The organism is Companilactobacillus sp. (genome assembly GCF_022484265.1).
Taxonomy (GTDB): domain Bacteria; phylum Bacillota; class Bacilli; order Lactobacillales; family Lactobacillaceae; genus Companilactobacillus.
On record NZ_JAKVLR010000001.1, the window covers coordinates 982,626 to 1,007,144 of the forward strand.

Sequence of the window (24,519 nt, forward strand, 5' to 3'; positions counted from 1 at the left end):
AATTATCTAATAGGACATGCTCCACTGGCACAGTCTGATTGATCAACTAAATCTAAGTCTTTCTTATCATGATTGTCGTTTTCCTTGGCAAATTCTGTTGCTACGTCGCCATGGATCTCGCTTAATTTTTCAAGATATTTAGCCTTGCTGATTGGTTCCTTTGGTGCTTGTTCAAAGGCGTCTCCACTGTATGGCAACAATGATGTTGACTTGGTGATATGACGATATTGACGCATCAAAGGTGCAATTTCCTTACCTTCTTCAGGTTGGAAAGTAACTGTACAGCTGACAGCATTATCTGACCAATAAGTTTGCAAGAATGCTTGTGTGGCAAATTGTTCAGCAATTGAGACATTACCAGCTGATGCAAAGTTATCTGAATCAGCGTTTTCTGCCTTAACTGGGAACTCAACGCACATTGTATTCTTGGTATAAACATCAGGTTCGATCTTATAACCACATGCCTTCAATGCTGGAAGCAATGGATCAGTATCTTGGAATCTGATTCTTTGGATCAAGTAGTTTGAATAGTGGAAGTGCATACCTTCTGAAACACCTGCTAATTTAGCAACAGTACCAGATGGTTTAACAGTTGTGTGCTTAACTGAAGTATTGCAGTGCAATGTATCTGAGTATTCTTTATCAGCATCAACAACTGATTGATACATGTCTTCAACTTCTTTGACAATTTCTGGATCGTAAATAGGTTTCTTGTATGTTTCGCCTGTTTCAGAGTCTACTGCATCTTCAAAGTCAGTTACGACACGGTGGCCAAAGTTAGTTAAGATCCAGTCTTGGATACCAGACATTGAAACACCAATTCTTCTGTTCTTAGCAATCGCATTACGTGAAACTTCCCAGTCATAAGTGCTGAATGTTACACGTTTTGTATATCTAGCTGCTAAAGCAAAAGCTTCTTCCAAGTTCCAGCCTTGTTCGCTAGCAACTTGTGGGAAGATCTCAAATAAGTTGCAAGGTTCGCCGTTACTTAGAGAAATTTCGCCACAAGGGTTTGTTCCTTCAACTTCTGGATCTGCGTCTTCGTTGTAACCATCAATGATACGACCATAGTGTTGCGACAAGTCCAGGTTAACGATTCCGGGTTCCCCATTGTGTTGGATTGAATCAGCAATTGGTTGATAGTCGTTAAACATTGAATCAACAGCAACTGAGTTGTTGGAAGCCCAACGATGATGATAAAGTTTATCTTTATCTTGTTTCATAGTGATGAAGTCTTGGTCTTCAGCACCGCCAAGTGCTAATTCAGCTGAACGACGAACGTTACCTGCAACAACCGTCTTACCAATCATGTTGCCGATATCAGTAGCGTCAACTGATGATAACTTTTTGCCAAAGTTGTCGTTCAACAATTCGTTGATATCTTGGAGCATTTCAATCAATGGAACAGGACCTGAAGCAGTACCGCCAAAGCCCTTGATCTTTTCACCCTTGGCACGAATGTCAGTTATATCAAGCACGACTTGAGCTGTGTTTTCAGGATTTGTTTCACTAAAGTGGTTATCGATCATAGTAGCGTTACCTACGACCCAGCCTTCACGTGAATCTGGCATTTTATAGAAACGTCCAGCGTCAACATCATTGTTAGCTAACCATTCGTCACGGTCAACAGCACCAGCTTTAATTGATTCGTCATAAGATGCACTGTCCTTGCCAATCAAAATTGTCAGATCTGTTTTAACATCTACTGCTGGAATCTGTTCGATGTTTGAAGGAACGACTGAAAAACCAACGCCGCCACCTTTCATCAATTGGTCAAACATGAATGAATATGGCATTGAAACAGCCTTTGTGTCTTTATCCAAATATTCAGGCACGATGCGACTGTCACCATACTTTTGTGGTCTAACAGCGATAAACCAACAATTATTTAAAGCATCGCCATTTCTGTCTTGGTAAGGTGTACCAGAGATCCAGAGGTTTCTACCAGATGGTGTTGCTGACAATCCGTAAACTAATTTGAAGAGGTTCTTAGCCTCATCAACTAATTCGTTGTAATCTTGTGTACTGATTGTCTTAGCTTGCAATCTAGGGTCGAGATTAATGTTTCCTTCGATTACACGTTTAACTGTTTCGTCCCAGTTTTCTGTACGTCCTAATTCAGGAATCCAACGTGCATATGTTCTTTTATATGTGACCCAACCGAGTTCACCCCAGTGTGGTTTAATTTCTTCTTTGACTTGGTCAATAAACTCTTGACTAAGTTCAATTTTTGTTTTGATAATGTCCATTAAGCTCACCTCAGAAATATTTATAACACTACATATAGTAGCTCTTTTATTTCTGGTTAACAACATATAGTGTTAAAAATATTTTTTTGAAATGATGTGAAACAAATTTTTATCACGAGCTTCCGTCCGCCTGCCGTCTATGTGTGACAGTGTCAAGGAGCAATTTTTTCACAAGCAAAATAATGACAATAAAATGAAATTGTCATTATTTTGTCTTGCATATTGTTGTATTTAATGCCTGAAAAATTAATACAAATTTGGGTAAACATTCAAACTAGGTTTTAAGCAAAACTAATTTTTGGATAAATAATATTATAAAAAATAAGAAAAAAGCGAATATCTACCATAACATATATCGTGTTATCATTTATTCTGTTGAAAGTTATTTGTAAAACGATTATTTATTTACGTAAATAACCATATTTTTCAAAATCGCTCTGACAAGCTCTGAGAGTTTGAGTCTAATATCGTTTAAATCTATATTAACCTGACGTTAGATGCGCTTAAATCGGCCAAATTTGACGTCACTATCCAAAATTTTGTAACAGTTGGGAGCTTTTTATGAGACACCATCATCCATTATTATTTACCACCGTTTGGTCACTAGTAGTATTTTTCGTTTGTTTTGGTTCTTTATACATTCGATCACGGTCAGGTGGCTATCCAAAGATCAACGAGATCCAAATTCAAAAAGGCCAAGAGGTCCAGGCAAATGGAATCGATTTTACCGTCAAGGATATTCAAACTGACAAAACTGCAACCACTGTTGCAACTAACGTATTGATGCACATCAATCGTTCCCATCACAGTTTCTTGGGAATACAGGACCAGAATTACAAGCTCGGCAACAATATGTTTTTAAATATCCCTTACGGACAAAGTAAAACTGCGGAAACTATCACCGACGTCAATGGAAAACATCTTAAATTTAAGGATATTCAGAAGAAAAATTTAGATGTCATCGTCCATTTTTATGCTGATCGAGGTACTTATGAACAACGCAATCAGGTACCGGAATTTTCATTTATGATCCCTGGCAATAAAAACATTACCAAATACTCCATGAAAATAAGCTAGAAAAAAAGCCAAGCGAGAAATTCTCGTTTGGCTTTTATTGTTTAATTATTTTTCTAAGTATTCTTCAACTAACTTCTTGTTATCTTCGTTTGTAATGGATTCAGTTACAGCACGTTCTGCTAATTCTTTCAAATCAGCTGTGCTTAACTTCTTCATTAAACTTCTAACACGAAGAACTGAAGTAGCACTCATTGAGTATTCATCTAGACCCATGCCAAGAAGTAGTGGAACCATAATATTGTCTCCAGCAGCTTCTCCACACATACCGGCCCATTTACCCTCTTTGTGTGCTGAATCAATAACATGTTTAACCAATCTAAGAATAGATGGGTTATATGGTTGATACAAGTATGATACTCGATCATTACCTCTATCAGCAGCCATTGTATATTGAATCAAGTCGTTTGTTCCAATACTAAAGAAGTCAACTTCTTTAGCGAATTGGTCAGCTAATACAGCAGCAGCTGGAACTTCCATCATCATACCTAGTTGGATATCATCAGATACTTTGACGTTGTCAGCAACTAATTTAGCCTTTTCTTCTTCGAATACCTTCTTAGCATCACGGAATTCGTTAAGAGTACCAATCATAGGGAACATGATACGTAAGTTACCAAATGCAGAAGCACGTAGTAAGGCACGTAATTGAGTTCTAAAGATATCTTGTCTATCAAGAGAAATTCTAATAGCACGATATCCTAAGAATGGGTTCATTTCATCAGGAAGTGGTAAGTATGGCAAATGCTTATCACCACCGATGTCCATTGTACGGACAACAACTGGCTTGCCTTTCATACCTTCGAGAACTGTCTTGTAAGCTTCAAATTGATCATCTTCAGTTGGAAGTTCATCTGAGGCCATGTACAAGAATTCTGTACGGTAAAGTCCAATACCTTCAGCACCGTTATCAATAACACCCTTTAAATCGTCAGGTGTACCGATATTTGCGGCAACATCGAAATGTTTACCATCAGCTGTAACTGTTGCTTCACCCTTGAGTTTTTCCCATTCTGCTTTTTCAGCAGCAAAGTCTGAAGCTAGTTTTGCATAATGCTTTACATCTTCGTCTGAAGGTTTTAGTATGGCAGCACCATTCAAGCCATCAACGATGATCTTGTCACCGTCTTTAGCATCTTTAGTAATTGTGTCTGTACCAACAACGGCAGGCAACTCAAGCGAACGAGCCATGATGGCTGAGTGAGCTGTACGTCCACCGATATCAGTTACAAATCCCTTAACATATTTCTTGTTAAGTTGAGCTGTATCACTAGGAGTTAAATCATGAGCAACGATGATAACTTCGTGATCGATCAATGAAGGATTTGGTAATTCTACACCAAGTAAGTGTGCCATAACACGCTTTGTAACATCGCGCACATCGGCAGCTCTTTCTTGCATGTAGGCATTATCAGTCATACCTTCAAAAATTTGAATGAAGTTATTTGATACATCGCTTAATGCTTGTTCAGCATTAACCTTTTGATCTTTAACTTGTTGTTCAATAGCACCTGTGAACTCTGGATCAGCCAGAATCATCTTGTGAGCATCAAATACTTGAGCTTCTTCATCACCTAAAGATACTTTGGCAATATCTCTGATCTTCGTAAGTTCTGCATCTGATTTAGCAATGGCATCTTGCAAACGCTTGATCTCGGCATCAGCGTCTGTAATGCTCTTCTTGTCAAAAGATAGATCTGGTTGAACTAAAAGGTAAGCTTCCGCAGTGGCAATTCCATCACTGGCTGCGATTCCCTTGATAGTTTGAACCATTATTCAGCAAGTCCTTCCTTTGTCATTGTTTCTGAAATAGCTGAGATAGCGTCGGCAGCGTCGTCACCGTCAGCTGTGATTGTAACATCTGATCCTTGGCCAACACCAAGTGACATAACACCCATGATTGACTTAAGGTTTACTGATTTACCATTGAATTCGATGTTGATATCTGAACTGAATTTACTTGCAGTTTGTACCAACATTGTTGCTGGACGTGCATGAATACCTGTTTCTGCGATAATGTGAAAGTCTTTGTTTTCCATAGTTAATACCTCTTCATATTCTTAAATTCTGTAGATACTCTACAATCTTCAACTTTTAATTTACCATTATATAACAGCCTTCACAAGTGTTTTCTCTTATTTTAAGAGTGTCTATCCCCTTATATGATTGGTCGTACAACGCTTACAGGTTTTGTCATGAAAATCATCATTATGAAAAATTTTTATACACAATATAATAGAAGAAATAAAAAAATACGAATTCCAAGCCTTAGCACTTGCATACCTCGAGTGCTAATTGTATACTACCTGTGTATTCTGAAATAAGGAAAGGTGGGGTGCGAATGCTCTGTCAGAATTGCCACAAGAATCAGGCAACAATACACTTATATACAAGCGTCAATGGTAAGAGAACTGAAGTCAATCTCTGCCAAGACTGTTATCAGAAACTAAGAAATCAAGCTAGCGAGGGTATGAATAATATGGCAGAAAATCCATACGGTTTTTCAAGTTTTGAAGACCTCTTCAACGCTATGAATGGCGGTGCTCAGCCAAACAATGGTTTTGAGCAACAACAAGGTCCCCAAACGCAAGCCGGTCTTGGCGGTGGCGGTAATCGTGGTCGTCGTCCTGGAAATGGTGTGCTTGACCAATACGGAGTAGATTTGACTGCTCAAGCAAAGAAAGGTCAAATCGATCCAGTTATTGGCCGTGATAAAGAAATTAACCGAGTAATTGAAATATTAAATAGAAGAACTAAGAACAACCCAGTTCTAATTGGTGAAGCTGGTGTTGGTAAGACAGCTGTCGTTGAAGGTCTTGCACAAAAGATCGTCGACGGAGATGTCCCTGAAAAATTACAAAACAAACGTGTAATTCGTTTGGATGTTGTCTCATTGGTTCAAGGAACTGGTGTTAGAGGTCAATTCGAACAAAGAATGCAACAATTGATCACTGAACTACAAAAGAACCAAGACATTATCCTATTTATTGATGAAATTCACGAAATTGTTGGTGCTGGTAATGCCGAAGGTGGAATGGATGCAGGTAACGTTTTGAAACCTGCCCTAGCCCGTGGCGATCTTCAATTAGTTGGTGCTACAACCTTGAATGAATATCGGACAATTGAAAAGGACTCAGCTCTGGAACGTCGTTTACAACCTGTTCAAGTTGAAGAACCTTCAGTTGATGAAACGATTCAAATTCTCAAGGGATTGCAACCTAAGTACGAAGATTATCATCACGTGAAATTCTCACCAGATGCTATTAAAGGTGCTGCTGAATTATCAGCAAGATACATCCAAGATAGATTTTTACCAGATAAAGCAATTGACTTGATCGATGAAGCTGGTTCAAAGAAGAACTTGCAGATCAATCACGTTGATATGTCAGAAATCGATAATAAGATTTCAGATGCAGAAGTTCAAAAACAAGCTGCATTAAGAAATGAAGACTATGAAAAGGCTGCCTTTTATCGTGATCAAGTTACAAAGTATCAAGATATGAAGGAAAGTGCTAAGAAAGAACCTGAATCAAACTCAACCGTAACTGAAAAAGATATTGAAAAAATCGTCGAAGAAAAAACTAATATTCCAGTTGGTGAATTGAAGTCTAATGAACAAGCACAATTGAAGAATCTTGAACCTGATCTAAAGGCTCACTTGATTGGACAAGATAAAGCTGTCGGCGATGTTGCTAGAGCTATTCGTCGTAACAGAGTTGGTTTCAACAAGTCAGGTCGTCCAATTGGTTCCTTCCTATTTGTAGGACCTACTGGTGTTGGTAAGACTGAATTAGCAAAACAACTTGCTAAGGAACTCTTCGGTACTGAAGATTCAATGATCAGATTCGATATGTCTGAGTACATGGAGAAATACTCAGTTTCTAAGTTGATCGGTTCGCCTCCAGGGTATGTAGGTTACGAAGAAGCTGGACAGTTAACTGAAAAGGTTCGTCGTAATCCTTACAGTTTGATCTTGTTAGATGAAATTGAAAAAGCTCATCCAGATGTAATGCATATGTTCTTGCAGATTCTTGACGATGGACGTTTAACTGATTCACAGGGTAGAACTGTTAGTTTCAAGGATACAATCATCATCATGACTTCAAATGCTGGCCAAGGTAACGAAGCTGAAGCAAATGTTGGTTTTGGTGCTGAGAGTTCTGGTGAAACGCACTCAGTTATGGATAGATTATCAGATTACTTCAAACCTGAGTTCTTAAACAGATTTGATGGAATCGTTGAATTCAATTCATTAACTAAGGCTAACCTAGTTAAGATCGTTGATTTGATGCTTGAAGATACAAATGCATCAATCGCTGATCAAGGATTATCAATTCATGTAACTAAGGACGCTAAGGAGAAATTAGTTGATCTTGGCTACGATCCTAAGATGGGCGCTCGTCCACTTAGAAGAGTTATTGAAGAACAAATCGAAGATAAGGTCGCTGATTACTTCTTGAATAACCCACATACTTCGAAACTTGAAGCTAAGGTAGTTAACGGTGAGATCGTTATCGCAAAGATGGAATCGACTCCGGCTCCTGCCGCTAAAAAAGAACAATAGACTTTTTAAAAATAATAGGCTTAGACACTTATAATTATTTAGTCTTTAAAAAGAGCATCGACATTGGTCGGTGCTCTTTTTGTTTGGTTTGTTGGGACCCGACTCCAGAAAATATCGATTTTTGGGGTCCGTGACATGTTGGCTCCTATCAATGTTTTCTTCCGCCTGATCTGGTTTAGTTCAAGTTCCCGAAAACTTCCATGCAGTTGTATTCATTTTTTCGCGGACGCTAAAAATGCCAATTTATAAAAATTAAAGAATAATTCAAATATATTTCGAGTAAGAATTTTTGTGCAATATCACTTTCTAGTTCAGCATTTATTCAGACCTTTAATTTATTCACCTTTTCTTCAGGTTTTATTTAGAATTTCTTAATGTTCATTACGTTACCTTTGAAAGTCTCTAGCCTTTGTCTGGCATATGATAGAATGACCATAATCTAATGCTATAGAAGGGATTATTATGGGGAAACATAGTCATAAACTGTTCAGCTCTCATAATAGGAAAAAGTCTATGGAAAACAATTTAATGAATAATAATGTCAAAAAACTTTCTCGCGATGACATTCAGATCGACGTTCACTATATTGATTCAAATGGGAATAAATTAGCTGAATCCACTACTCTGACTGGTCATTATTTGGATAATTTAAAAATGCCTTGGAAAACTATCCCTGGGTATGTTTTGTCGTCCATTCAAAACTTCCAACAAACTTTCATCCCTAATTCCGATGGCATCTACTTGATCTACTTTACACAAATGGCTGCACCTGTGATCGTCTATCACCGTAATACTCAAGGCGAGTTGATCTCTGATCCACAGTATTTAACTGGCGACCTCAACAAGAGCTATCAAGCTGAACCATTGCCTGAAGCCCGCAACTTTTTGGTCGACTATCCTAAAAACGTCACTGGACGTTTCTCTGATAAAGTCCAAGAATATGAATTCATCTACGATACGATGCAAATGGATGATTACGACATCCCTAAGAATCTATTTATTCAAACTAACAACAACGTCCCTGTGTACGAACAACCAGCTGGACAGTCTCCATTGAACCAACCTTTGCCATATGACACTACTTGGAGAGTTTTCAAAGCTGTCAAAGAAAACTACAACGAAGTAGTCTGGTACAACTTAGGTGGAGATATTTGGGTCTCCGATCAAGCTGATATCAAGACATTCACTATCAATCATTTTTCAGAGGAACAAAAGTTGCTCGACAATCCACTTGGTGCAAGCGTCGACAACATCAGTTTTACATACTCTGTCATTAACAGCATGGATATCAATCGCCCGGTCAAAATTCTTTTTTACGATAATCAAGACATCACGACTTGGGAAACTCCTTATGGCACGATCATCAACACTCGCTATCAAGGTGGCCAATCTGTCTATGTCAAAAAATTATTGCAGCTAGACAATAACAGCGTCTGGGCACAATTAGACAACGGAAATTATATTGAAAGTAAATACCTAGATCTATAAAAAAATGGAAGCCTGATGGCTTCCATTTTTATTTGCATATTAGGCTCTGTGCCAAGCAGCATATCCGATGGTTGGGAAAATCCCGATCAATCTACCGACTTGTTCGCGACTCATTTTAAATTCGATAGCTGGAAGCAATGTATTAACGGTGTTTTCAGCTTGGTCGCTGATTTCGGTCACACCGACTAAATGTCCCTCCGTATCGTGGACCTGCTTACTGGCAGCAATCTGTTCCTTATCAATTTGATAGTACCAATAGTTGGCTAAGTCGTTGTCAGTGATCGTATAGCCTTTTTCTTGTCCCTCTTCAACTGACATCCCTGCTTTAGCAATTCTTGGTGAAGTGAAGACGACTGATGGAATAACTGGAAAATCAATTGGATCAGTCGTTTGTCTAGCAAATAGTTTCATTAAATAATGGGATTCAAAAAATGCAGTTGGCGTAAGCTTAGGTTGGTCGCTTGAAATGACGTCTCCAGAAGCATAAATATTTTCAACGTTTGTTTGTAGATGATCATTAACGATCACGCCGGTTTTATCAAATTTAACGCCGACATTTTCTAATCCTAAGTTTTCCACATTGGGGATTCTGCCTGTCGCATCTAAGATCCAATCAGTGGATAAATGCTGATCTTGTTGATAAGTAACGTCAAATTTACCGTTTTCTTCAGAAAATGATTTAATATCGGCGTTTTCCACAAACTTAACACCACGTTTTTTCAAATCATCCACAACTTGTTGAACGAATGGTTGATAAAATTTCCGCAATACTTTGTCACTGTGCAACATGACAGTTACTTCTGAACCGGCAGCATTAGCCATTGTTGCAAATTCCATGCCAATATAACCAGAACCAATGATCGTGACATTTTTTGGCATAGTCTGAAGGTTCATAAAATCTTCGCTATCATGAGCTAATTCAGTTCCGGGAATATCCAAACGATGTGGACGCAGTCCAGTTGAAATAACAATTTTTTCAGCGGTAACTGGTTTGGTATCATCCACTAATACCGTGTGTTGATCTTTAAACTTAGCATATCCCTTGATGATCGTAGCACCGGCATTCTCCAACTTTGCGGTCAATCCAGCAGGAATAACGTCGATGATCTCTTGTTTGTGAACAACATTTTGAGTCCAATTCATCGAGATGTCGCCATCTAACACGTCACCCAGTCGTTCTCTTTCACGGACCATTTTAACTGGTTCGTCCAAACTGATTTTGGCATTGCAGCCACGATTAGGACAAGTTCCGCCAATTAAGCCACTTTCAATGATCCCAACCTTAACGCCAGTTGCAGCTAGTGGGGCTGCCCCATCGAAAGTTCCGTGACCAGCGCCAATATAAAGCACTTCATAATCATAATTTTCAGCCATATGTATCCCTCCATTAAACAAGCTTATATATTCAAATTAATTCAATTCGAATATCATGACAATAGATATGCTCAAAATAGACAGAGCGTAAAAAGGAAAGGTCTGAGGCAAGAACATAAGATTGACAGAGACGGAGTGGGCTCTCCTTGCACTATCGTTCGCAGACTACCGCTAAAAGGTGCTCATAGGATGGCGTCACGCCCCGCAGTCTTTGGCGAGCTTATGTGTCCTGCCTCATTTTCTTTTTTCGCGTTTCAAAATCAGAGAAAAAAAAACACGTATTGAGTGCGGAGCATAAGGGTGGCAGAGACGGAGAGTGGGCTCTGTCTCAGGGTGCTTTTTTCACGTTTCCACTAAAAATCGGAGAAGCGACCATCAATCAATCATTCACCAACAAAAAAAGAAAGAACCCAATGATATCAGGTTCTCTCTTAATTAACGGTAGAAAAAAGTTATTTCACAATTACTTATTTTGAAAACTCTTTGATCAATTGTTCGATGTTTTGATTGTCATCTGCAGTACCGACGGTAATGCGTAACCAGTTTGGTCTCAAGCCGGTTCTGATCAAGTAGCCGTTGTGCAAAAGATAGTCCGCTAGCTTATCCGCATCTTGATATTCAAAAAAGATGAAGTTAGCTTGGCTTTGATAATGCTTGATCCCCTGTTCATCAAAGAAGGCTTCTAGTTGAGTTCGTTGCTCAGCATTATTTTTGACCACATCGTCAACGAACTTCTGGTCTTTAAACGCTGCTGTAGCTGCTACTTGGGCAATCGAATTAACGTTATAAGGCAAACGGACCTTTTGAACTTGTTCTGCTACCTCTTTTGAAAATACCGCATAGCCAACGCGGAAGTTAGCTAAACCATAGGCCTTAGAAAAAGTCCGCATGACAACGATATTAGGATATTTTTTCGTCAGATCCATCGCAGTTGCATTGGGTTCTGAGACAAAGTCGATATAGGCTTCATCAACCAAAACTAAAGTGTCAGCTGGAACTTGGCTAACAAAATTTTCAATATCCTTAACAGTCTCAAACGTACCCGTTGGATTATTAGGATTGCAGATCCAGACAAGCTTAGTCTTGGTTGTAATGGCTTTTAGCATGTTAGAAAAGTCGATCCCGCCATTTTCAAGGACTGGAACCTTTTTGATAACGGCTTCTTCAATTTCAGCATGCAATGCATATTCTGAAAAAGTTGGCGATGAAATGAGCTCTTCATCCCCTGGTTCCAGAAATACTCGTGACAGCATCACGATGACCTCATCTAGACCAACCCCAAAGACAATTTGCTTAGGATCTAGTGAGAATTTCTCTGAGATCAAATTACGCAATTCAGTCGCATCTCCATCGGGATAACGATTGCTTTGCGAATAAGCCCAGTTGACGACAGCGTCTTTGACAGTTTCAGAAGTCCCATAAGGATTTTCATTAGCTGATAAGCGAACTAGTTTCGATAGTCCTAATTCAGATTGCAGCTCTTCTAGTGGTTGTTCTGGGATATACGGTTGTAACTCCTCAATCGCTTTTTTCATAGTTGCCTCCTAGAGATCCTTGATTTCGGGACGGTCCTTAAATTGACTCATCAAACCTTCACGTTTGGCTAATTCTTGTTTGATCTGGTCAAACGTTACACCTTGTTCGACCCACAAAACGCACAAGTGATAGAGCAGATCAGCAGACTCATATACTAGTTCGCCATCTCCACGGGGCTTATCAGGATTTTTGGCAGCGACGACCACTTCGGTCGATTCCTCGCCGACCTTTTTCAAAATCTTATCTAATCCTTTGGTAAACAAATAATCAGTGTATGAACCCTTCTTAGGATTATTTTTACGGTCAAGGATCATTGCATATAATTCATCTAAATTTTGCATAGCTTACTCCTTCTTTTCTACTTCAACTGGATTAAAGAAACAACTGTGGTGTCCGGTATGACAAGCTGGTCCGTGTGGATGGACTTCTGCTAAAAGCGTATCTTGGTCGCAGTCTAACGTTAAGTTCACCACGTCTTGAAAGTTTCCGCTAGTTTCGCCTTTGTGCCAGAGTTCCTGTCTTGAACGTGACCAAAACCAAGTTTGACCACTTTCAACTGTGCGTTTATAGCTTTCTTGATTCATCCAAGCGACCATCAAAACTTCTTTGGTGTCGGCATCTTGAACGATCGTTGTTAATAATCCTTTTGAAAAATCTGGTTCGATCATCTGACCACGACTCCTTTTGATTTGAGATAATCTTTCACATCGCTAATAGTCAATTCGCCATAGTGGAACACTGATGCGGCTAAAGCTCCATCAACATTGGCTTCTTGAAATACTTCGCTGAAGTCAGCTAATTTACCAGCACCACCAGAAGCGATGATCGGTACGTTAACTGCTTGATTTAATTTTTGATAAAGATCGATATCAAATCCGTCTTTGGTACCATCCTTATCCATGCTAGTAACTAATAATTCGCCAGCACCTTTTTTTACCACTTCTTTAGCCCAGGGAATTGCTTCTAAATCAGTCTTTTGCTTGCCACCATGTGTGTAGACAAAGGATTTTTGCGTCTCTGGGTCATACTTGACGTCTATTGCAACAACGATACATTGGTTGCCGAATTTCTGTGCTCCTTGTGTAATCAAGTCTGGATTTGAAACTGCGGCGGAATTGATTGCTACTTTGTCTGCGCCAGCCTTTAACAAGTTTTGAATGTCAGCAACAGAACTGACTCCACCACCGATCGTCAATGGCATGAAGACTTGTTTGGAAACTTCTTCAACCACGTCGATCATAGTTTTTCTCTGTTCGTTAGTAGCGGTGATGTCCAAAAAAACTAATTCGTCAGCACCTTGTTTTTGGTACTCTGAAGCAATTTCTACTGGATCGCCAACGTCAGTCAAATTGACGAAGTTGACGCCTTTTTTTACTCGTCCATCATCAACGTCTAGACAAGGGATGATTCGTTTAGCTAGCATTTTTCTCCACCTCCGCAATATCCTTCAAGGTGATAGTTTTTTCATAAAGTGCTTTCCCGATAATTACGTCAGTGATGCCTAAAGCTTTCAAGTTGTGCAAATCCTTGAGATCTCTGATCCCGCCACTGGCAACTAGATTAGCCTTTGGCAACTCTTGATATAGCTTCATCAATAGATCTAAGTTTGGACCTTGCATCGTCCCGTCACGAGCTACATCCGTCACGATAAATGATTTAGCACCATCGTCCATCATAGTCTTGATCAAGTCTGACATTTTGACATCTGATTGTTCAAGCCAGCCGTTGACAGCTACTTTACCGTTAGAACCATCGACGCCAATGACGATTCGATCTCCGCCATAACGCTTCAAAAGCTTTTTGACAAATTGAGGATTTTCAATAGCTGCCGAACCAATGATGATGCGGTCGATACCTAAATCGAGATACATTGAGGCGATTTTCTCGTCACGGATGCCACCACCCAATTCCAGAAATCCGTCGAAATTTTTTCGAATGTCTGAGATAACGGTGTAATTTTCTGGTCGACCAGTCTTTGCGCCGTCAAGATCAACTAAATGCAATTGGTTTACGCCGGTATTAATGATGTCTTTAGCTTGTGCGACAGGGTCTTTATTGATCAAAGTGACTTTATCGTAGTCGCCTTGGTATAATCTGACGCTTTGTCCATTATGAAGATCAATTGCGGGAAAAATCATTTTGCTTCACCATCTCTTGAAATTTTTGTAGTAAATTTAGTCCGACTTGCCCACTCTTTTCAGGGTGAAATTGCATGCCGACCACATTGCCATTTTGAACGATACTTGGAACTTGTACGCCATAATCCACGCTGGAAACGATGTATTTAGGATCGCAGTCAGCATAATATGAGTGAACGAAATAGGTGTATTGTTGATCAACTAGTTGAAAGTCACTAGTTGGTTGTTGGAGTTGGTTTTGATTCCAACCCATTTGGGGAACTTTTAGACCAGAGGATTCAGGAATTGCTTTGATGTGTCCGGGAATCAATGAGAGCCCCTTATTCAAACCATATTCTTCACTGTCTTCAAACAACAATTGCATGCCTAAACAAATACCTAACATCGGAATTTTTTTAGCGGCAGCTTGTTTAATGACTTCCACTAGATTACGTTCTTCTAACGCATCCATCGCCGCCTTAAACGCACCAACGCCAGGAAGTACAACGGCGTCCGCTGATAGGATCTCATCTGGATCAGCGGTCAATTTATTTTCGATGTTTTCGTAATTCAAAGCTTTTTTCAGATTCAGTGTGTTACCTGTATCGTAATCAACGATTGCAAACATTAGATCACACCTTTCGTTGAGTTAATTCCTATAATATCAGGATTAATTGTAACGGCGTCACGCATAGCCCGTCCAAATGCCTTAAACAAGCTCTCGACCTTGTGGTGAGTATTTCTTCCATACAGTACTCGAGCGTGGAGATTCATTTCGCAAGCAAAAGCTACTGCTTGAAAAAAGTCTTCGACCGTTTCAGTATCCAAACCGCCGAGGCGTGGATTTTCAAAATCAGCGTCAAAGACTAGGTATGAACGTCCACTCAAGTCAACGCTGACCTGTCCTAAAGTCTCATCCATCGGAACAAATTCAGTCCCATAACGCTCGATACCAACCTTATCTCCCAAAGCTTTTTTGAAACATTCGCCTAGGACGATACCAGTATCTTCAGTCGTGTGGTGCGGATCGACGTCTAAATCGCCATGTGCTTCGACGATCAATCCAAACCGACCGTGCTTAGCAAACAAGTTCAACATATGATTTAAAAAGCCAATTCCAGTATCAATTTTGATTCCACTTTGCTCATCCAAATTCAAACTGATCTTGATTTGTGTTTCTTGTGTCTTTCTTTCAATCGTAGCTTGTCTCATCCTAATATCTCCTAGTCGTAGTATTTTCCAAAACGTGATTCGATAGCTCTAGCGTGTCCTTCAAGTCCTTCGACACGTGCAAGCGTTGTGATCGATTTAGCTTCTTTTTCAAGAGCTGGTTTAGTGTATTGAATATATGAGGTTCTCTTAACGAAATCATAAACGCCAAGTGGTGATGAAAATCTAGCAGTTCCTCCAGTTGGCAAAATGTGATTAGGACCGGCAACATAGTCGCCAAGTGGTTCTGATGCATATTTACCTAGGAAGACTGATCCAGCATTTCTGATTTGATTCAAATATTGAGTTGGATCTTCCAATTGAATTTCCAAGTGCTCAGGGGCAACGGTATTCATCAAGGTAAACATGTCGTCGATTTTTTCAACCACGGCGATAAAGCCTTTATTATTTACTGATGCGGTGGCAATTTCTTCACGTGGCAAAACTTTAAGTTGTGAATCAACGTTTTCACTAACTGCTTTAGCGAGTTTCAAACTATCAGTTACTAAAATTGGTCTTGCTAACTTGTCGTGTTCTGCTTGTGACAAGAGGTCGGCTGCTAATTGGCGAGGATCAGCTGAATCATCAGCGATGATACCAATTTCCGAAGGTCCGGCTACCATATCAATGGCAACTTGTCCGAAGACTTGTTTTTTAGCTGTAGCAACGAAGATATTTCCAGGACCAACGATCTTATCAACTCGTGGAACTGACTCAGTCCCATAAGCTAAAGCAGCAATTGCTTGTGCGCCACCAACTTGATAAATTGCATCAACACCGGCGATCTTAGCAGCGGCTAAAACAGCGGGATTGATGCCGTCTTTTTGTGGAGGTGTCACGATAACTACTTGATCAACGCCAGCAATCTTAGCCGGCAAAGCACTCATCATGATAGTTGAAGGATAAGCAGCTGTACCGCCTGGTACGTACAAACCGACTTTTTCAAGTGGTACCAGCTTTTGACCTCTTAGGACGCCCTTTTGTTCACTGTCCATAAAGCCATCTTCCAATTCTTTTTTGTGGAAGCTAGTAATGTTCTTCTTTGCTAAGAATAGGGCATTTTTAACATCTTCATCTAGGTTATCGTATGCTTCATCGATCACCTTTTGGTCGAGTTTGAAGTTATCAATGTCGACGTTATCAAATTTCTTTTCATAATCTTTTAAAGCTTGGTCGCCATTCTCGATGACATTATTAATGATCTCACTGACGCTAGCAACGACCTTAGGATCGTTTAGTTGGCGCGTCTTCATTTGGACCATTTTTTCCAATTCTGCAAGATTTTCTTGAACTATTTTCATTATGCTTCCTCCTCAAATTTTGGATCGACGACTTTTTTCAAACGATCGACAAAGTCGAAGATTGCTTCTGGTTGTTGCTTTAACGACATCCGATTGACAACTAATCTAGTTGAAACTTTATCTAAACGGTCAAATATCTTTAAATGGTTCTCGCGGATGGTAGTCCCAGTTTCCGTAATATCAACGATGGCATCAGCTAAACCTGTTAACGGAGCTAATTCAACTGAGCCCTCAATTTTGATAATTTCAACGTCTTGTCCTAATGAATCAAAGTAACGTTTCGTGATCAGTGGATATTTGGTGCCGATGATCTTACGACGTGGTGCATCTGGGTCGAAGTTTTGCGTTGAGGCTAAGACAAATTGACACTTGCCAATGTCTAAGTCGAGAAGTTCATATTGAGAACTTTGTTGTTCAGTCAATATGTCGCTCCCGACGATACCAATATCAGCAGCTCCTCGTTCCAAAAAGGTGTTTACATCTGGACCTTTTGCCAGGATAAATTGATAAGGTTGCGTTTCAGAATCAAAAATCAAACGACGTTGTTTATTCCTAATTTGGTCGCAATTGATACCAGCCTGTTCTAATAGCGGGATAACTTGTTTTTCAACTCGTCCTTTGGTTAATGCAATTTTTAATCTCTTCTCAGTCAATGTATTCACCTTCTGTCATGTTGATCAAATTAGCATTTAGTTTCTTGGCTTCAGACTTTGCTGCATCAAGGTTATCTGATAAAGATAAGATGCCATTGTCCGTTTTTTGTAAGAGCTCTTCAGCTTGTTGCCATTGCTCAGCCTTGAAATAAATGAGATTTTTCTGTTTCTTTTGACTGTTCAAAACGACTAAGTCGGTGATCTGGTCGATGTTGACGCCCATACCAACAGCTGACTCGTTGACGTCTTGGAAATTCGATAGCAATTTATCGTAACGTCCGCCACTGAACAAATATCCTGAACCTGCTTTTGAAAAACCTTTGAAGGTCAAGCCTGTGTAATAAGTCTGTGGTGCTCGACTGCTCAAGTCGATTGAAACTGATTGTTCTGGCATGGTCTGTTTCATCCAGTCGATCACTTCCTTTAATTCGTTTATTCGTTCTTCAACTGCTGTTGATAAATCAAATTGTTTTAATTGTTCAAAAATTTTATCCGGTTGTCCAAAAAGTCGTGGCCACTTGAGTAAGAATTTGTAGGTTGAATCTTGATCAAATTGTTGAATCAATTGTTCATATTTAGGAACGCGTTTTTCAAATAGTGCCTCGGCTATTTCCGATTTAAGATCTTCATCATCAGTTAATTCCGATAAAACAATATTTGCAAAATCGGCGATACCTAACTCAATCTCAACTGATTCGTCTAATAATTTTTGACTTAGTTGGTTGATCAAGACCAAACATTCAAACTCCGCTTTGATCGATGAGTAACCGACTAATTCAATGCCCGCTTGCGTTAATTCGTTATATGCACCTGACAACTTGCGGCCAACTCGGAAGATATCTCCGACGTACCAAAATTTTTGTGGTAGCGAAACATTGGTTGAACTTAAAAATCTGGCAATCGGTAACGTCATGTCTGGTCTTAAAACAATCGTGTCACCTTCTGAATCTAACAAGCGATACATCTGATTGTTGCCTAATTGATAAGGTTCAAAAACGGCTTGTTTTTCAATCAGAGGCGTCGATATCTTGGCAAATCCGCGATCAGCAAAGGTATCTTCGATGACAGAAATAATATGTTGTTTTTCAAAAGCCCGACGACCAAATTCGTCTCTAGTTCCAAGTGGTAGTAAATTATTTTTCATATCAACGCCTCCGTGTAATTTTTTACTAATCAATTCATGACATTCCATTCAATTATTTTCTAGAGGTAAAATATGTTACCTCTAGAAACGCAAAAATCCCCTAGCAAATTAATGCTAGAGGACGTAAATAACGTGGTTCCACCTCACCTTTGTTTAATCCTTGCGAATTAAACCTCATGTTGGCTGTGTCAACTGGGATAACGAACCGCTCGTCAAAACTTACTAGTTTCAGTTTTGAAGTTAATTGTAGGTGTGTGTTCAAAATCAATATCCATTTCTTCTCAGCTACCGAAACTCTCTTTGCGAGTGATTGACTTCTAATTTTCCTATTCATGACTTTTATTAAAATTTGATTAGTAAAATTAATCTTTCGTTTAATTTAAGATTAATAATAGTCGTGAATATACATTATGTCAATAGGCAGTTATAGAATTAATTAAGTGAAATCCTCGACCGACCGATTCGATATCGTGAGCATCCGAGCCATACACCAAGGGAATAGACAAGCCTTCAGCTTTTTTGAGGATTTGTGAACCTGGATAAAAATCATTGCATAAAGGTTTATAAAGCCCAGCCAAGTTCAAATCTAATTGACGATCTTGGTTTTTAATTTTTCTCAGAATATCATCAACTAATTCTAAGTTTTTGGCATCTAGATCTTCAGTAATGTGGAAGTGGTCTTGGTATTTTCTCACCAAGCTCATATGACCGATTCTTTGTGGACGATATTGGCCCAGATCAGCAGAAACGGACTTATTAACTGTTTGATAGTATTCATTAAACACGTGTTGTGGAGTATCTAAGAAGCCTTTGAAGCCATTTTCAAAATCATCGACTCCATTATCGACGCACCAGAATTTACCATTAGTACCCTTCATAAAATGAACGGACAGGATACTTTCCTGTGTTTGCGGTCCGTATTCATCTAAGAAACGTTTGGTAAAATCTTCAAAGCCTTCTAAATAATCAACTTCAAAGCCAATTGAAATTTCAATTTGATCTCGATACTTCTGTTGAAGTTTTTTAGTCAATTTCAAATAGGATGGCATATCGCTTAATTCCATCGATGCTTCAGTGACGCCGTCAGTACTTCCTTGATAGCTATCAACAAAATCCGGTGGCAATGGTGCATGTTCTGTGATGCAATACTTTTGCAATCCAAGACCGATTGCTCTTTGAATCATCTTCTCCACCGGCTCGCGACTTCCGTGTGGGCAAAACTCAGTGTGTGTGTGTCCATCTACTAACATTCGATCACTCCTTTGCCACTTATCATAAGTCTAAAATGAAAGATTACTCAAGGTAAAAATAATTGGAATGGTAATCAGACACAGTAAAGTCGACAAACTCATCAGAGAAATTGCCGGTGCAGGATCGTTTTCAGACTGCAAAGTAAACAGCACAACTAACCCGGCGACTGGACAAGCTGCCATGATAACCGTCGTGTAAAAAGCCGTCCCAGTTACACCGAGCAATTTAAGAATGATAATTCCGATCGCTGGATAAATTAAATTACGCAGCATTAAGCTCAGCCAAAGATTTTTTTCCAACATTTCTCGACTGAACTTAATTCTTGTCAAACTATTTCCAATCACGATCATCGACAAAGGCGTATTGATTGAGCCAACATATTTCACCACATTATTGAGCGTGCCTGGTAACTTAAATGAGGTTAGAAACATTATTAGACCAATTAAAATAGCGACAAAATTCGGATTCAGTAAAATCTTTTTCCAATTGATTGGTTCATCAACTTCACCGTGATGAGAAAACAGACTGATTCCGTGAGTCCAATTAAACAAGTTAAATGCAGCTAAAGAAACGACTCCATAAAATACACCGGTTGAACCAAACAAGGCACTGATCAGTGGAATCCCCATGAATCCAGCATTGGAATAGACGCTACCGTATGTCGAGATCCGCTGGATATTCGCATTTTTTCCACGCATGAAAACCAATTTGGAAATAATAATTTCTAAAAAATATAAAATCACCACGCCTAAAAAAGCCAGCAGGAATAATTTGATCCGCGATGGCGAGTAAGGCTGTTCAAAAGCGTTCAAGATCAAACATGGCGATACAACATATATCAAAATGTTGGTCAGATCATTAGATGTTTGTGCTTGCATAAACTTCAATTTTCCAATGATCACGCCGACTAACATTAATCCGAATAATAATAAAATTTGACTTGAAAGTTGTCCAATATCCACTAGTCTCAAGTCCCCCTAATTAGTAGTTTTACCTATTATTAATGGAGATTGGAAAACAGTCAACCATTTTCATGAAAACATAAAAAAAGAGTTCGAAGCTAGGCTTCAAACTCACGGTTTTCCTTAGTTATTAAACTTATAATATAGCCAATAATTAATCCTATCAGTGCCGGTACGACCCAGCCTAATCCTAAACTAGACCAAGGCAATAATTGGTTTAAATTCATTAGTGAATTGAACCAGCCTTGTCCATGAAACAAGAACTTCATTGCTTCGATACCCGCAAAAACTGCTGGGATAAATGTGAACAAGGTCGTCATGCCATAAACCCACTTCGATGATCCTAAAAATGGCGTTAATACAGCCAAAAGAATCAAGGTAATTGCCAATGGATAGACGAACATCAAAGCTGGCGTTGAGTATTGGATCAAGTTAGTCAGACCAACATTTGCAAACACGCATGGCAAGACACTGGCGATGATGATCAATACTTGGTAGGAAACTTTTGGAAACATTTCATGCATGGCTTCACCAAAAGCTGTGATCAAACCGATCGAAGTTTTTAAACAAGCGATAATTACGATGACGGCTAACAAGATGTTACCAAAACTGCCAAAGTAATAGTTAAAAATCGATGCTAGAGTGATTCCACCGTTGGAAGCTAAATCTAGTTTGCCTAAACTCATCGCGCCTAGTAGTGCTAATAATGTATAAATGATTCCCATCAAAACCACACTGATAGTTCCAGCTTTGATCGTATCTTTGGCAATCTCGCGTGGATCAGTGACGCCGAGAACTTTGATACCATCGATGACAACTACACCAAAAGCCAATGAAGCTAGGGCATCCATCGTATTATAACCTTCTGTGAATCCAGCTAGAACTGGACTTTTTGCATATGAGCCTTGAGGTATTGCACTTAGACCGCCCATTGGTTTGATCAAGGCAACCAAAATCAAAATCCCTAATAATATTAAGAAAATCGGCGTCAACCATTTTCCGACATAAGTCATGATCTTGCTAGGCTTTCTAGCGAACCACCAAGACGTAGCAAAAAAGATAATTGAGAAAATCATCAAGACAGGTTTTTGCAGACCTGAGTTAACGAATGGCACAATTCCCATTTGAAATGAAGTTGTTGCCAGTCGTGGGGTAGCAAACAATGGCCCGATGATCAAATATAGCAAGATAGTAAAAACATAAGCATACGGACGATTGATCTTATTAGCCAAGTTGAACACGCTGGCACTCTCGGTCATCCCTAAACCAGCCACACCAAGTAGCGGCAAACCGATACCAGTGATCAATAAGCCGATAACCGCTAGCCAAACGTTGCTACCAGCTTGTTGTCCAAGAAAGACTGGGAAAATCAGATTACCAGCACCAAAGAACAATCCAAATAGCATTGAGCCAATAAAAAATAGTTCTCGTCTAGTTAATTTTTTCTTCATAAAAACACCTTATCATTTAAAAATAAAAGAGAGTGCAACAAACATGGGCAGCTCCCGAGCATTAATGTAAAAGAGGGCATAATTCGCACTATGAATTATGCCCTCTTTGTAATTAAGCGGAAGGAGCTATGTCTTGTTGCACGTTTATGCTGCATATTTGCGAACATCAACAATTATGCTACAAGCTCTTATGGTAATAATTTTAGTTGGTTCGAAACACGTAAAAGTTTCACTGATGTTGGATACGTAAGACAATCCAACACTCTATCCGATCTCCAGCGTTCGAAACGCGTGAATGTCTCGCTGAGACCTACTGCATAGAATGGCCAAAGACTGCACGGGTGTTACGCACCCGCTCCGTCTCAACACTCTAAGCAATCTCCAGCGTTCTAAACGCGTAAAAGTCTCACTGATGTTGGATACGTAAGACAATCCAACACTCCCTCCGTCAACGGACGGACTCCGTATTGGCTTATCTTATGTTCCAACATCACCCGTTCGATTTTACGCTCTTGTTATCTTACGCTCTTAGAGTTTTGCGGTCAGCTTCACGTCTGGATACTTATTCGTAAACCAGTTTTCGGCAAACTTATTCTCGAATAAGAATAGTGGTTGGCCGTCTAAGTCTTTCACTAGCATGTTTCTGGTTGAAGACATGCTTTGATCTAGTTGATCAGGGTCGATCCAACGTGCGATTCTTGAACCAATTGGTGTCATGACAACGTCACAATTGTATTCGTTTTTCATTCTGAATTGGAAGACTTCAAATTGAAGTTGTCCAACTGCACCAAGAATATAGTCGTTAGTTGTGTATTTTTGATACAACTGAACAGCACCTTCTTGAACTAGTTGTTGCATCCCTTTATGGAATGACTTCTGCTTCATAACGTTCTTAGCTTGAACTTCCATGAACATTTCTGGAGTAAACTGTGGCAAATCTTCAAATTGGATCTTCTTTTTACCAGTGTAAATCGTGTCGCCAATTTGGAAATTACCGGTATCGTATAAACCAACAATATCTCCAGCAACCGCAGTCTTAACTTGTTCTCTTTGATCAGACATAAATTCAGTTGCGTTGTTCAAACGCATTACTTTGCCAGTTCTGTGCAAAGTGACGTCCATACCCTTGACGAATTCACCAGAACAAATTCTGACAAACGCGATACGGTCACGGTGATTAGGGTTCATATTAGCTTGAATCTTGAAGACAAAGGCTGAAAACTCAGGATCATCAGGCTTAACTTCCTCATCAGTATCCTTGATCTTATGTTCACCAGGTGCTGGAGCCATATCTAAGAATGTATCTAAGAATACTTGCACACCAAAGTTAGTCAAAGCAGAACCGAAGAATACTGGAGTTTGATCACCACGTTTGATCTTCTCGAGATCAAATTGGTTACCAGCTTCCTTAATCAAATCAACTTCGCCAAGAGCTTGTTGATAAACGCCCTCTTCTTCGATTGGATTCTTTTCTTTAAGTTGTCCGTCTTCACCTAAAGGCAAATAGCGGTCGTCGCCTTCCTTACGATAAAGTTCAAGACGGCTATTGCGGATATCATAAAGTCCCTTGAGTTCCTTACCCATACCGATTGGCCAATCCATGGCACAACCTTCAATGTTCAATAATTCCTCAAGTTCAGCAATCAAGTCCAAAGGATCACGACCATCACGGTCAAGCTTGTTCATAAATGTAAAAATTGGAATTCCACGTTTTTTAACGACTTTGAACAATTTCTTAGTTTGTGGCTCAATACCTTTGGCTGAGTCAATAACCATGACTGCCGCATCAACGGCCATCAAAGTACGATAAGTATCTTCAGAGAAATCCTCATGTCCGGGAGTATCCAAGATGTTAACGTCTTTGTCATGATAATGGAATTGCATGACCGAACTGGTAACTGAGATTCCACGTTTCTTTTCAATTTCCATCCAGTCAGATGTGGCAAATTGACCAGATTTTTTAGCTTTAACGGTACCAGCAGAACGAATTACACCACCAAAATAAAGCATTTGTTCAGTGATAGTTGTTTTACCGGCATCCGGGTGAGAAATAATGGCAAACGTACGGCGCTTGCTAACTTCTTTCTCTAATTCTTTTTGTTCCATATTAAGCTCCTAACTCATAAAAAAAGAAATACAACGATTG

General features: G+C 39.5%; 21 protein-coding genes and 1 other annotated feature. Of the genes, 3 read left to right on the forward strand and 18 right to left on the reverse strand.

All coding sequences use genetic code 11. The features are described from left to right. Window positions 1-2: 2 nt before the first annotated feature. Window positions 3-2,249, reverse strand: coding sequence for a ribonucleoside-triphosphate reductase, adenosylcobalamin-dependent (nrdJ, locus tag LKF16_RS04925; RefSeq protein WP_291469193.1), 2,247 nt, complete (start codon window positions 2,247-2,249; stop codon window positions 3-5). A 561-nt stretch (window positions 2,250-2,810) separates the two neighbouring features. Between nrdJ and LKF16_RS04930 the strand changes: the two genes are divergently transcribed. Continuing rightward, window positions 2,811-3,326 carry a hypothetical protein gene (locus tag LKF16_RS04930; RefSeq protein ID WP_291469194.1) on the forward strand — a complete coding sequence of 172 codons (516 nt, stop codon included), beginning with the start codon at window positions 2,811-2,813 and terminating at the stop codon, window positions 3,324-3,326. Window positions 3,327-3,371: 45 nt separating this feature from the next. Here LKF16_RS04930 and ptsP read toward each other — a convergent pair whose 3' ends face one another. Continuing rightward, window positions 3,372-5,096: a phosphoenolpyruvate--protein phosphotransferase gene (gene ptsP, locus LKF16_RS04935; protein WP_291469196.1), complete on the reverse strand. Its 1,725-nt coding sequence runs from the start codon at window positions 5,094-5,096 to the stop codon at window positions 3,372-3,374. Next, entirely contained in the window at window positions 5,096-5,362 is a 267-nt protein-coding gene (locus LKF16_RS04940; RefSeq protein ID WP_291469197.1) for a phosphocarrier protein HPr, read from the reverse strand. The genes ptsP and LKF16_RS04940 overlap by 1 nt, the downstream gene beginning before the upstream one ends. Window positions 5,363-5,664: 302 nt before the next feature. On the opposite strand from LKF16_RS04940, the gene LKF16_RS04945 reads away from it, so the two are divergent. After that, the gene (locus LKF16_RS04945; RefSeq protein WP_291469199.1) at window positions 5,665-7,887 is read left to right on the forward strand and encodes an ATP-dependent Clp protease ATP-binding subunit; all 2,223 of its coding nucleotides are present in this window, start codon (window positions 5,665-5,667) and stop codon (window positions 7,885-7,887) included. 513 nt (window positions 7,888-8,400) lie between these two features. After that, window positions 8,401-9,375, forward strand: a complete 975-nt coding sequence (locus tag LKF16_RS04950; RefSeq protein WP_291469201.1) for a MucBP domain-containing protein — start codon at window positions 8,401-8,403, stop codon at window positions 9,373-9,375. 39 nt (window positions 9,376-9,414) lie between these two features. On the opposite strand, the gene LKF16_RS04955 is transcribed toward LKF16_RS04950, so the two are convergent. The 15 genes from LKF16_RS04955 to LKF16_RS05025 all read right to left on the reverse strand — a co-directional run bounded on the left by LKF16_RS04955 (window position 9,415) and on the right by LKF16_RS05025 (window position 24,479). After that, entirely contained in the window at window positions 9,415-10,749 is a 1,335-nt protein-coding gene (locus LKF16_RS04955) for a dihydrolipoyl dehydrogenase family protein (RefSeq protein ID WP_291469204.1), read from the reverse strand. A gap of 467 nt (window positions 10,750-11,216) precedes the next feature. Next, on the reverse strand, window positions 11,217-12,284 hold the full coding sequence (gene hisC / locus LKF16_RS04960; RefSeq protein WP_291469206.1) for a histidinol-phosphate transaminase: 1,068 nt from the start codon (window positions 12,282-12,284) through the stop codon (window positions 11,217-11,219). A gap of 9 nt (window positions 12,285-12,293) precedes the next feature. Beyond that, entirely contained in the window at window positions 12,294-12,626 is a 333-nt protein-coding gene (gene hisE / locus LKF16_RS04965; protein ID WP_291469208.1) for a phosphoribosyl-ATP diphosphatase, read from the reverse strand. Window positions 12,627-12,629: 3 nt separating this feature from the next. After that, window positions 12,630-12,950, reverse strand: a complete 321-nt coding sequence (gene hisI, locus LKF16_RS04970; RefSeq protein ID WP_291469406.1) for a phosphoribosyl-AMP cyclohydrolase — start codon at window positions 12,948-12,950, stop codon at window positions 12,630-12,632. Beyond that, window positions 12,950-13,708 (reverse strand): imidazole glycerol phosphate synthase subunit HisF, encoded by a 759-nt coding sequence (gene hisF, locus LKF16_RS04975; protein WP_291469210.1) that lies wholly within the window; start codon window positions 13,706-13,708, stop codon window positions 12,950-12,952. The genes hisI and hisF overlap by 1 nt, the downstream gene beginning before the upstream one ends. Further along, window positions 13,698-14,423, reverse strand: coding sequence for a 1-(5-phosphoribosyl)-5-[(5-phosphoribosylamino)methylideneamino]imidazole-4-carboxamide isomerase (gene hisA / locus LKF16_RS04980; RefSeq protein ID WP_291469213.1), 726 nt, complete (start codon window positions 14,421-14,423; stop codon window positions 13,698-13,700). Before hisA ends, hisF begins: the two co-directional genes overlap by 11 nt. Continuing rightward, window positions 14,404-15,030, reverse strand: a complete 627-nt coding sequence (gene hisH, locus LKF16_RS04985; RefSeq protein ID WP_291469215.1) for an imidazole glycerol phosphate synthase subunit HisH — start codon at window positions 15,028-15,030, stop codon at window positions 14,404-14,406. Before hisH ends, hisA begins: the two co-directional genes overlap by 20 nt. Continuing rightward, window positions 15,030-15,614 carry an imidazoleglycerol-phosphate dehydratase HisB gene (gene hisB / locus LKF16_RS04990; RefSeq protein ID WP_291469217.1) on the reverse strand — a complete coding sequence of 195 codons (585 nt, stop codon included), beginning with the start codon at window positions 15,612-15,614 and terminating at the stop codon, window positions 15,030-15,032. The genes hisH and hisB overlap by 1 nt, the downstream gene beginning before the upstream one ends. 11 nt (window positions 15,615-15,625) lie before the next feature. Next, entirely contained in the window at window positions 15,626-16,912 is a 1,287-nt protein-coding gene (gene hisD, locus LKF16_RS04995) for a histidinol dehydrogenase (protein ID WP_291469219.1), read from the reverse strand. Beyond that, a complete protein-coding gene (gene hisG / locus LKF16_RS05000) occupies window positions 16,912-17,565 on the reverse strand; it encodes an ATP phosphoribosyltransferase (protein ID WP_291469221.1) in 654 nt (217 codons plus the stop codon). The genes hisD and hisG overlap by 1 nt, the downstream gene beginning before the upstream one ends. Continuing rightward, on the reverse strand, window positions 17,558-18,709 hold the full coding sequence (locus tag LKF16_RS05005) for an ATP phosphoribosyltransferase regulatory subunit (RefSeq protein WP_291469223.1): 1,152 nt from the start codon (window positions 18,707-18,709) through the stop codon (window positions 17,558-17,560). Before LKF16_RS05005 ends, hisG begins: the two co-directional genes overlap by 8 nt. Before the next feature lie 114 nt (window positions 18,710-18,823). Further along, window positions 18,824-19,052 (reverse strand) — a binding site (T-box leader). A gap of 70 nt (window positions 19,053-19,122) precedes the next feature. After that, the gene (hisJ, locus tag LKF16_RS05010) at window positions 19,123-19,959 is read right to left on the reverse strand and encodes a histidinol-phosphatase HisJ (RefSeq protein WP_291469225.1); all 837 of its coding nucleotides are present in this window, start codon (window positions 19,957-19,959) and stop codon (window positions 19,123-19,125) included. Between the two features lie 30 nt (window positions 19,960-19,989). Further along, window positions 19,990-20,922, reverse strand: a complete 933-nt coding sequence (locus LKF16_RS05015) for an AEC family transporter (protein WP_291469227.1) — start codon at window positions 20,920-20,922, stop codon at window positions 19,990-19,992. 98 nt (window positions 20,923-21,020) lie between these two features. Then, window positions 21,021-22,373, reverse strand: a complete 1,353-nt coding sequence (brnQ, locus tag LKF16_RS05020) for a branched-chain amino acid transport system II carrier protein (RefSeq protein ID WP_291469229.1) — start codon at window positions 22,371-22,373, stop codon at window positions 21,021-21,023. A gap of 528 nt (window positions 22,374-22,901) precedes the next feature. Next, window positions 22,902-24,479, reverse strand: a complete 1,578-nt coding sequence (locus LKF16_RS05025; protein ID WP_291469232.1) for a peptide chain release factor 3 — start codon at window positions 24,477-24,479, stop codon at window positions 22,902-22,904. Window positions 24,480-24,519 lie beyond the last annotated feature (40 nt).

Coding starts and splice junctions, on each gene's coding strand:
- nrdJ (WP_291469193.1), bottom strand. CDS start 2,249: ATGGACATTATCAAAACAAAAATTGAACTTAGTCAAGAGTTTATTGAC.
- LKF16_RS04930 (WP_291469194.1), top strand. CDS start 2,811: ATGAGACACCATCATCCATTATTATTTACCACCGTTTGGTCACTAGTA.
- ptsP (WP_291469196.1), bottom strand. CDS start 5,096: ATGGTTCAAACTATCAAGGGAATCGCAGCCAGTGATGGAATTGCCACT.
- LKF16_RS04940 (WP_291469197.1), bottom strand. CDS start 5,362: ATGGAAAACAAAGACTTTCACATTATCGCAGAAACAGGTATTCATGCA.
- LKF16_RS04945 (WP_291469199.1), top strand. CDS start 5,665: ATGCTCTGTCAGAATTGCCACAAGAATCAGGCAACAATACACTTATAT.
- LKF16_RS04950 (WP_291469201.1), top strand. CDS start 8,401: ATGGAAAACAATTTAATGAATAATAATGTCAAAAAACTTTCTCGCGAT.
- LKF16_RS04955 (WP_291469204.1), bottom strand. CDS start 10,749: ATGGCTGAAAATTATGATTATGAAGTGCTTTATATTGGCGCTGGTCAC.
- hisC (WP_291469206.1), bottom strand. CDS start 12,284: ATGAAAAAAGCGATTGAGGAGTTACAACCGTATATCCCAGAACAACCA.
- hisE (WP_291469208.1), bottom strand. CDS start 12,626: ATGCAAAATTTAGATGAATTATATGCAATGATCCTTGACCGTAAAAAT.
- hisF (WP_291469210.1), bottom strand. CDS start 13,708: ATGCTAGCTAAACGAATCATCCCTTGTCTAGACGTTGATGATGGACGA.
- hisA (WP_291469213.1), bottom strand. CDS start 14,423: ATGATTTTTCCCGCAATTGATCTTCATAATGGACAAAGCGTCAGATTA.
- hisH (WP_291469215.1), bottom strand. CDS start 15,030: ATGTTTGCAATCGTTGATTACGATACAGGTAACACACTGAATCTGAAA.
- hisB (WP_291469217.1), bottom strand. CDS start 15,614: ATGAGACAAGCTACGATTGAAAGAAAGACACAAGAAACACAAATCAAG.
- hisD (WP_291469219.1), bottom strand. CDS start 16,912: ATGAAAATAGTTCAAGAAAATCTTGCAGAATTGGAAAAAATGGTCCAA.
- LKF16_RS05005 (WP_291469223.1), bottom strand. CDS start 18,709: ATGAAAAATAATTTACTACCACTTGGAACTAGAGACGAATTTGGTCGT.
- hisJ (WP_291469225.1), bottom strand. CDS start 19,959: ATGTTAGTAGATGGACACACACACACTGAGTTTTGCCCACACGGAAGT.
- brnQ (WP_291469229.1), bottom strand. CDS start 22,373: ATGAAGAAAAAATTAACTAGACGAGAACTATTTTTTATTGGCTCAATG.
- LKF16_RS05025 (WP_291469232.1), bottom strand. CDS start 24,479: ATGGAACAAAAAGAATTAGAGAAAGAAGTTAGCAAGCGCCGTACGTTT.